The 2,725-nt window shown below is 34.3% G+C and carries 3 protein-coding genes; 1 reads left to right on the top strand and 2 read right to left on the bottom strand.

Annotated elements, in window-relative coordinates; translation table 11 throughout:
* Window positions 1–255 precede the first annotated feature (255 nt).
* Together MW688_RS09535 and MW688_RS09530 are read right to left on the bottom strand one after the other, a co-directional pair.
* Complete coding sequence (locus MW688_RS09535; protein WP_486735737.1) at window positions 256–1,677, bottom strand: VMAP-C domain-containing protein; 1,422 nt, start codon at window positions 1,675–1,677, stop codon at window positions 256–258.
* Window positions 1,670–1,834 carry a hypothetical protein gene (locus tag MW688_RS09530; RefSeq protein WP_486735736.1) on the bottom strand — a complete coding sequence of 55 codons (165 nt, stop codon included), beginning with the start codon at window positions 1,832–1,834 and terminating at the stop codon, window positions 1,670–1,672. The genes MW688_RS09535 and MW688_RS09530 overlap by 8 nt, the downstream gene beginning before the upstream one ends.
* 309 nt (window positions 1,835–2,143) lie before the next feature.
* On the opposite strand from MW688_RS09530, the gene MW688_RS09525 reads away from it, so the two are divergent.
* Window positions 2,144–2,593: a hypothetical protein gene (locus tag MW688_RS09525; RefSeq protein WP_486735735.1), complete on the top strand. Its 450-nt coding sequence runs from the start codon at window positions 2,144–2,146 to the stop codon at window positions 2,591–2,593.
* Window positions 2,594–2,725 lie beyond the last annotated feature (132 nt).

Raw genomic sequence — 2,725 nt, 5'->3', positions numbered from 1 at the left:
TGGACTAAAGTCCAACTACGAACCCTTTTTTTTGGACTAAAGTCCAACTACGAACCCTTTTTTTTGGACTAAAGTCCAACTACGAACTTTTTTTTGGACTAAAGTCCAACTACGAACCCTTTTTTTTGGACTAAAGTCCAACTACGAACTTTTTTTTGGACTAAAGTCCAACTACGAACCCTTTTTTTTGGACTAAAGTCCAACTACGAACTTTTTTTTGGACTAAAGTCCAACTACGAACCTTATAACAAACTATTACGGCATCTCTAATAATTTTTTTGGAGGCAGTAAATCGTATCTATCCCATAGTAATGATATATGATTAGCGATGTGATCGGTGTTATCTGAAGCCCAAGCATTAGATCGCTGATCCTTGAGATTTTCAATTAGTTTATTAAGGTTCCATTCTTCACAGAGACTTTTGATATTCTCAGAACAATCATCCGGTTTTGTCTCTCTCACATACAATGCTACTGGAATGCCTGCATCACAGAGAACTCCCATAACTGCCTCTCTCTGTTTAGCTTTGAATGTCTCAAATCTTACCCCAATGACCTCTGGCGATCGCAATTCTTTATATAATTTTTTCCAGTTATCTGTAGAATGTTCTGGTAAATTTTGGAGAACTGTTTCAGTTTCTCGGCTTTTTAGTAGTTCACATTTCTCGCGCCAAAGTTGGGTTACTGGGTCATCTAAAGATTTGAACCTCTCAGTTATACGCAATGTAAACTCATATTCAACTCCTATAGGTAGGGATAGGGATTTGTTTATAGATGAACTATTTATCTCAAGCAATTCTAGAATAGTATCCTCCTTTGCGATTACGTCAAGGGGTAAAAAGACTTGAATTTGCATAACTCGGGATTTGTGTTGCTTCCAAGCTATACTCACTATTTCTTGCAAGTATTCAAGGAAGGATTTCTGGCTAATTTTGCGCTTGCCGAGAATCTTTTTATCGGCGGAGTTGGAGAGAGAACAACAAATTTGAATGTTATTTTGTTCTCTATTGTACTGATTAAGATCTTTGAGTAACCAACTCTTTGCTGTAAAGCCATTAGATTCTTTTTCAATACCTATCAGTAAACAAGCTTTTGGAGATGGCTTTGAAATATCTTGTTGAGTATTTTCCTGTTCTTGTTGCAACTCTTGCCAAGTGTTACCATAGGTTTTTCTGCCCCAATTTTGCAATTTTTCAAGAATATCTGTTTTCTCGGTTAGTTGAGAAGAATCAGGATTATTAATTTCTCTGATTAACAAGATAATTAAATTAGCCAAACAATTCTGATCAATTCCAGCGATTTGCTTGATTAGTTCTTCTAAATTATCATAGCAAACATCTTCCAGTATCAAATTACGTTTAATCTCCCTAAGTTGAGGAATGATATCTTGGTAAGCTGATTGAAAATAGTGGTCAATTTGTTGGTAATAATGTTCTAGTATTGTAACAACAACAATTTCCGGTTTTATAGCATTGATTTCTAATAAAAGTTCCGCAACTCTTATTATGCCAATGCCTCCTGGTGTTTCAGCCAACTTCATAAATGCGATCGCTTGTTCAGTTTGAGGCTTGTCAGAAGAAGGTAAAAGCGACGTCTTAACTTGAGAAACCCAAATTAACTTTTTAAATTGCGCAGAATTTAATCTCTCCAGAATATTCAAAAGTGTTAATTTACTCATCACTCACCTTTCGAGTCAAACGCTTAATCAAAGTAAGAATTATCTGACATTTCCTTTCTGGCTGCTGATGACAGTATTTTTCTCGTAACTCAAACTCACTTTCTAGAATTTGAACGCTTCTAGTTCTAATTGGTTCATGAATAACTTTTCTGAACATGAAATTGAATGTAACTCACATAACCATCATACATCTAGCTGGTACATCTAACACCAAAACTTCTTAGCTCTTCTAGACTAAGTATGATAAATTAATAGTTAAAGTGTAGGCTTTGATGCTTTGAGAAATTGATTTTTACAATGGTCTGTTTCAACTTCAAAAGCCTATATTGATGAAAATTGAGCTAATATTCTGCTTTTTAATTACTTATAACCTCATTTATCTATATTCTTACCTATTATAGTAACTTTACTTCTAGGGAAATAAAGATTAAGATATCAGCAAAATCATTATTATATCTTAGGTATTATGGATATTACTCTAGCTACTAAAAAACTAATCGAAACAATTCAACCCTTGAAGCTAAAATACACTGATTTAGCTTCTCAAACCTTTATAGACTTTTATTGTCAATGTCGTCAAGGTTGTGACTATCTTTTTCCTCTTTCTGTAAAAAATTCTGTGACTGTTTTACAAATCTTAGATTGGTTTTTGATTTCTGTAGACCAAGGTCGCCCTTATATTTTAGTTCAGTTGATGTGGAAAGATGTAATTGGTCCTACCCTCAGAGAATATCAAGATGATGAAAATATAGAACACAATTTAGAGACTATTTTCTCTCAACCTCAATTAAAAGAAGTAGTTCAAACCTGGGATTTAAAAAGACTCCCAGATGGTCAAGTTTTTTTAACTCTTAGAGAATTACTCCACGATATCAATGATATAGAACAAATGTGTCTCAAGACTGTTACTCAATAACATCTTAACAGGCGATCGCACTAGAGCCAATAGAGGTAAATTGTTGGGTTTCGTATTCCAAGGGCCCAACCTACAACCTACAGGCTACCTTCTTACTCATTACTTCAAAACTCATTACTTCAAAACTCATCT

The organism is Johannesbaptistia floridana (assembly GCF_057440575.1).
The sequence above is the reverse complement of the archived record's forward strand: the minus strand, read 5'-3'. Positions and strand labels throughout refer to the sequence as shown.